5 protein-coding genes and 2 pseudogenes are annotated in these 6,000 nt (G+C 31.2%); all 7 read right to left on the bottom strand.

Translation table 11 applies throughout. The annotated features are described in order from the left end of the window. Positions 1 to 802: 802 nt before the first annotated feature. On the bottom strand, positions 803 to 1,258 hold the full coding sequence (locus BK137_RS19540; RefSeq protein WP_038182754.1) for a GNAT family N-acetyltransferase: 456 nt from the start codon (positions 1,256 to 1,258) through the stop codon (positions 803 to 805). A 751-nt stretch (positions 1,259 to 2,009) separates the two neighbouring features. Further along, positions 2,010 to 2,540 (bottom strand): SF0329 family protein, encoded by a 531-nt coding sequence (locus BK137_RS19530; protein WP_038182755.1) that lies wholly within the window; start codon positions 2,538 to 2,540, stop codon positions 2,010 to 2,012. A gap of 33 nt (positions 2,541 to 2,573) precedes the next feature. Then, positions 2,574 to 2,804 (bottom strand): annotated as a pseudogene (locus BK137_RS23020) (WapI family immunity protein); the annotation flags it as partial. Between the two features lie 51 nt (positions 2,805 to 2,855). Then, positions 2,856 to 3,302: a hypothetical protein gene (locus BK137_RS19525; RefSeq protein ID WP_235175703.1), complete on the bottom strand. Its 447-nt coding sequence runs from the start codon at positions 3,300 to 3,302 to the stop codon at positions 2,856 to 2,858. Between the two features lie 714 nt (positions 3,303 to 4,016). Next, positions 4,017 to 4,133: pseudogene (locus tag BK137_RS22435) on the bottom strand (HD domain-containing protein); the annotation flags it as partial. A gap of 147 nt (positions 4,134 to 4,280) precedes the next feature. Continuing rightward, positions 4,281 to 4,670, bottom strand: coding sequence for a VOC family protein (locus BK137_RS19515; RefSeq protein WP_038182759.1), 390 nt, complete (start codon positions 4,668 to 4,670; stop codon positions 4,281 to 4,283). A gap of 345 nt (positions 4,671 to 5,015) precedes the next feature. Next, positions 5,016 to 5,783, bottom strand: coding sequence for a DUF2935 domain-containing protein (locus BK137_RS19510; RefSeq protein WP_268746462.1), 768 nt, complete (start codon positions 5,781 to 5,783; stop codon positions 5,016 to 5,018). Between the last annotated feature and the right edge of the window lie 217 nt (positions 5,784 to 6,000).

The raw sequence follows: 6,000 nt of genomic DNA, 5'->3' as shown, positions 1-6,000 counted from the left end.
TTTCCAAATAAGCCATCATCTGTTCTCATACGATAAATACCCCAAACCGTTAAAACTATCCCAAAAATAAATAATATTAAAATCATTCATAACTTTAATAACTTTATTACACAGCTACATTCCACTTGATTAAAAATTAATACTTATAAACATTGTAACTAACTACTTTTGGATTTTTATCATTTGTATCATTGTATATACTAAGGAATTCAAACTTTAATTCATAGTTTCCAGCTTATATGTAACAAGATGTGATCCCTTATATTCAATTTCTTTTGCAGGTTTTCCTAAAAAACTTACATCACTTACTCCATTTAACAGTGTGCTACAGAAACTGTAGTAACGATTAACAGATTTTTTGTTATACTTAAATAATTCATTGAAATTCCACCTTAATTTTAAAATTTTTAAAATTTAATAAAGAGTCCTCTTACTTATATTACGGATGTTTCATATTGTAAACAATAAAGTTAAAAATAGGATTAAATTGTAATTCTATTCCTACCTATATTAAACAAATATCTATAACACTATAAAATATCAACTACTTTCATAATAAATTTAATAGTTAGTATTTATTAAACGTTTTAAAAAGAAAAAAAGTTTTTGTTTTATCAATTTTTTTTAACTTTATTTGTAATTTTGGATTTAAGTCTGGAATTGGCTAATTTCCATTACAATGGCCCAATTATTGAACAAAGATCAAACAGCACTCTCTCTTGAACTAACCTGCCCCGTTAGTTCAATAAGAAAAAGGCTCTACTCCTTATTGAAGTAAAGCCCACGTTAATTTGGTAACACTTTAGCTTTTAAACTCCATAAAGTGGCTTGAATTTGGATAAAGAGTTTCCTTTGAAAATCCTATAGAAGAATAAAATTTATCAGCTTGTTCCGTATCTGTATGAAGCACTATAATTTTATAATATTTTTTTGCTTCGTCAATTATCCTTTTTACCAAAAGGCTTCCTATACCATTTCTCCTATACGCTTTACTAACATAAAACCTTCTCAGCCTACCAATAGACTGTTCATTCGAAAATGGATCTTTATTTAATCCACCAATAGCAACAAGGACACCTTCTTGATTAAACACGCCAAATAAACCTTCTCCAAAATGGTTAAAAGTATTACTGCCATTTCTATAGTCATTTACTAATCTTTCTACAAAACGAAAACCGTCTTCTTTACTTTGCTTTACTAAACTATCAAAATCAAAATTTAACAGATTATTTATTTGTTTTACCTCATATTTCTCCATGTGTATCCCCTCCGAATTACGTAATTCTTGTTAAACTATTCTGCCCTGTTAGTTTAAGTAAAATTCTACACAATCTTTATATTGATATTAACATAAATATCCAACAAAAAAATCAACTCACATCTTGGAAATCAATAGAGGTGGGTTGATTTAATCAAACTTTACAAATTATCAATCTATATAATAAATAATCAATCTTTTTTTACAAAGCTACAGCTATTTATCTTTCCTTTTTATTATTTTTAATACAGATTTTCCTATTAAAACCGTAAAAATTTCAATACCCATATAGACATCATAATCGTTGCAATCGTAAGGTAACTAATTCTTTCCTCATACTTAAATTTCTTTAAATTACTAACGAGAATTATATAACCGATTGGAGGAGTTATTATACAGAAAAAATATAACGATCCTTTATTTAAATACCACGGTAATTTGTTTCGCAAAAATCTTCCTTCTTCCAAACCTACTTTTTTGAGTCCCTATTGATTCGATTTCTCTTATATATTAACTGTAACTATTCTATATAATTAATATTAAACTGTATTACTTCTTTTTCTTCGTCCATGTAACTCTATTGTTAAATGATAAAATAAACACCTTATTTATCTAACCTGCCCAGTTAGTTAAATAAAAAAGAGCTGCCTGAACAGCTCCAAGATATTCTACTAAAGCCCCGTGGTTAGTTGAATAAGAAATGAGACGCTTCTTCAAGAATCGCGCACTTATATGGAAATACCGAGATTTATTAACTAAATCTTATCCCCTCAGCATCACACCTTAATTTTAAAAAATATCTAATACCCTCATGTTCAGTTTCAAAAGATTCATTGAGTTTTTTTAATGTTCTTTTTCCTACTCGTCTATCTATTAAGGATAGAACTTTTATAATAATGTCAGTAGATTTTATAGAAGTATCTATTGGGGAACTAAGGTATTCTTCTACTGCATCAAAAAAGTCATACTGCGCCAAGATCCCCTCTTCTTTAATCATTTCATGAGCTTGTAATCCCATTTCTAAGTTATGTTTATGATCATAAATATCGTATTTAACATTTTGCTCTTCTCTAATATTCCATTCTTTTCTATTCATTTCTCTTTCAGCTATGATTGTACACATACTAAAAATTTCTTTTTTATCCACTGTAATAACTGCTCTACCTAATTGATCATGGGCTTTTCGGTAGTTAATAATATGAAAATCGATTCGGTCTTTTAATGAGTCGCACGTAAAACTTTTTAATTGTTTTTTTACTTTACTCCATTTTGGACTATACATTTTTAACCCCTTTATCTCATAAATGAATACAACCTCTAATTTCAGAGAGGTTTTGTAATTCCAAAAAACAGCTGTCCCTTTTATTTTACGATAGTACTTATCTAATTGCTTATAAAACTCATATACATCACCAGTTGTAAACCACAGTTCACCTAAAACATAATAATTTCTACTCTTAATTTCAACGATGCACTCAGCATCATAGCCACCAAAATGGCTTGTGTCTTTAGGAAAACCACTTGCATTTTGTAGTTCAATTCGGATAAAGCCTTGCTTGCCTTTAATAGGTAACTATTTAGTAAAGAAAAACGTCTTCTATAAAGTGCGTGTAGTCTCCCCGTCAATTAATTTAATATGAATATTAAACGATGTACCGCCATCAATATGTTTTGGAACATCTGATAAATCGAGTAGTTCCTTCAAGTTAATAGACTTTTCACGTTTTGCTTCTATCGTAATACTATATGGACCAGCTAAATTCATAAGTGACTCCATACGCACTTCATCTTCCATGGAAAAGGAATCTAAAAATTCTAAATCGAATGAAACAGCTTCATTGCTTCTATTATGTAATACAAGATTACATTCCCCATTTAATAAGTCTTCTTCCACATTCTCAAAATCGCACTTGCCATTCCCATCGTATGAAATTGCCATGATGCCACTTGCTAAAGTTTCTTGGTATATCGTAATGAGAAGTTTCGGTAAAATTGCATATATTATTACAACTATTAGTAATGTACGAAAGTGATATTTCTTCATGCCAATGACCAGTAAAATCATAGCGATTATAAACAAAACGGAGACAATACCATATTTTAACTTTTATAACTATTCTTGAAAATAAATCTATTTATTATGAAAAATAGCAAGGTGTTGAAAAGAGATATTAGAATCTTCATAAATAAAGTAAATCCTTGAATAATAAAAGTTAATAGTAAAAACATGATAATAAAACATACAATTAAAGCTAAAAATTCCCTACTTTTAAGAAATTTTACATCAGGATTCACAAAATTCCCTCCTTTTTATAAATTATCCTTTTTGTCTCCAATTACGAATTCCACATAGCAATCACACGACATACCTTTTCTTCTACTTCATCTCTTTCATCATCCACATAAACAAGATCTCCATCTTCCACATCATCTAAATTCAACTCAATTTTTAATTCTTATAGTAATAAACATAAATATCCAATAAAAAATTATCTCACCTTGGATTTAGTATAGATTTATGGACACATTGAAGTTAAGTCCTTAACCTAAAAATTAAGAGAGGACGTGTCCGTAATGAAACAAAAACGTTACAACCAAGAATTCAAAGAATCAATCGTATAACTTTCGTGCTGGTACACCCGTCAATCAGCTTGCAAGCGAATATGGTGTTACAGAAGTAACTATTTATTAATGGATTAAATTGCACTCCCCAATTGAATCTGAAGAATCACTTACACCAGCTGATATACCAGCCATACAAGTAAACTGCCCCGTGATGAACCCCCTTTAATCTTTGCACTGGTTTACTTAATATTAATTCTTCTAATACTTTGTCTACCTCGAATTCTCCGTAAATGTCATCTGATAAAACCAATCTATATCCCCCTTAGTGCCAGTCTACATGCTAACTACCAAGGTACCCACACGGTTATTGTTGAACTAAACTGCCCCTTTAGTTAAATAAAAAAAGAGCTGCCTGAACAGCTCCAAGATATTCTACTAAAGCCCCCGTTAATAATATTTAAACTCCTAAAATTGTTTTTATACGGTCATTTTCTTCTTTCTTATCCAAATACTCAAATAGTCCAAGTCGATTTCCCCAAGGGTCAGTGAAAGTTCCCCATTTTGCAGAAACTTCTTCACGGGAGTAAATCTCAAATTCGTCAATTTTCAACTCATTTACTAGTCTATCTCTTTCAGCTATTATATCAGTTACCCCTAAACGTAAAGGTCCACTTTCTTCTGATGGTGTTCCTTCAGCAACTTGCAACCAGCAACCAGGAATTATTTCCCATTCAGCGAATCCGTCGTGTGGTATGAAATCAGCTTTTTTGTTTAGTAGTGCTTCATACCACTTATGTCCTTCTTTAAAATCAGTTACACGAACTTGATTGGTTATTTCAAAAATCATCTATTTACCTCCTAAAATAGTACATTGTATATGTATTCTATAAAGTAAGAAGCAACCCTTCTTATTCTACTAAACTGCCCATTTAGCTTTTAAAAAAAGAGCTGTCTGGACAGCTCAACGATCTTCTGCTAAGCCTTCCAGTTGTTGAAGAAAGGCTTTAACACTTCAATTCATTTAAAGGGTCAACATCGCATTTCAGTATTGGCCCTATCATTTTTCAGTGTTCCCTAAGTTGTCTATATATTGACATAATTAAAAGAGGCACTCCAGTAAGTCGATTAGTGGATGCCTCTTAATTAATATTGAACTTCCTGGCTCTCATAGAGTTCTATTCATACAGAGTAGTTAAGATTTTTGCGCTGTAAGATGCGCATCGAATGCATCAATAATGTGTAGAAAATGATCTGCTTCACGGTATACGTGGTCAGCAAGAAGAGCAGGAATATTGCTTTTTATTCTACACGCTTCTATTAAATCTCTTGCTGTTTTCTTGAAATCACGTAACGCCACGACAGATACTCGATTTTGGTCAAGAAACTGATCTAAGAGCGGTGTTGTTTCTGATTGAGGGCGCATATGATCTAAATCTTGTGCCTGGAAAAGAAGTTGATCGAAATCATGACTGAACTCACGTGCCTGGTCCACTAATTTTCTTTCAGAAGGGTCTAGCAGGTGGCCAATGAATTTTGAATGGTCTGCCATAATTTTCAGGAAGAATACATTTTCTTTAATTATGGCTTCAGGTAACGGTATCAGTATACCTTCATTTAATTCTTTTAATCGCTTCGCAAAATAATATGCTTCACGACTAGTATGGTCTACTAATAATGGAATGTTGTTAGATATTATTTTGCAACTTAAAATTAATCCTAGTACCTTTCGCTTATAAGCCCAAATATAAGAGGTAGATTGGTACACTTGAATGTTTAACTGCCTAATTACTTCCGGATCTGTATTTTCATTATAACTACTAATTTGTTCTTCAATCCGTTCAAAAACTGTAATAAAATTCTGTGCTTCTTGAATAAGTTCTGTCTGATCAGCTGTAAATCCAAGACTTAAAAAGAAAGCGTGTTCTTTCATTATCCGTGACCAAAATCGTATCTCCTCCAACGATTGCGTTACAAATGTAGGAACTTGATATTCCTCCTCTAATTGTATTAACGATATCTAATTTATTCAAAGCAATTTGAATAAATGACTTTTTGATATCTAAGTTGAACAAAAGACCATTAGAACGGAAGTCTGTTACTAATTGATATCACGGTTGCAATTAATCCAAATTTAAATGTAAGACTATCACACGACATTACAGAAGTTATTGAATCAA

This window comes from Viridibacillus arenosi, from assembly GCF_001955655.1.
Lineage (GTDB): Bacteria > Bacillota > Bacilli > Bacillales_A > Planococcaceae > Viridibacillus > Viridibacillus arenosi.
This window is presented reverse-complemented; position numbering and strand designations above follow the sequence as displayed.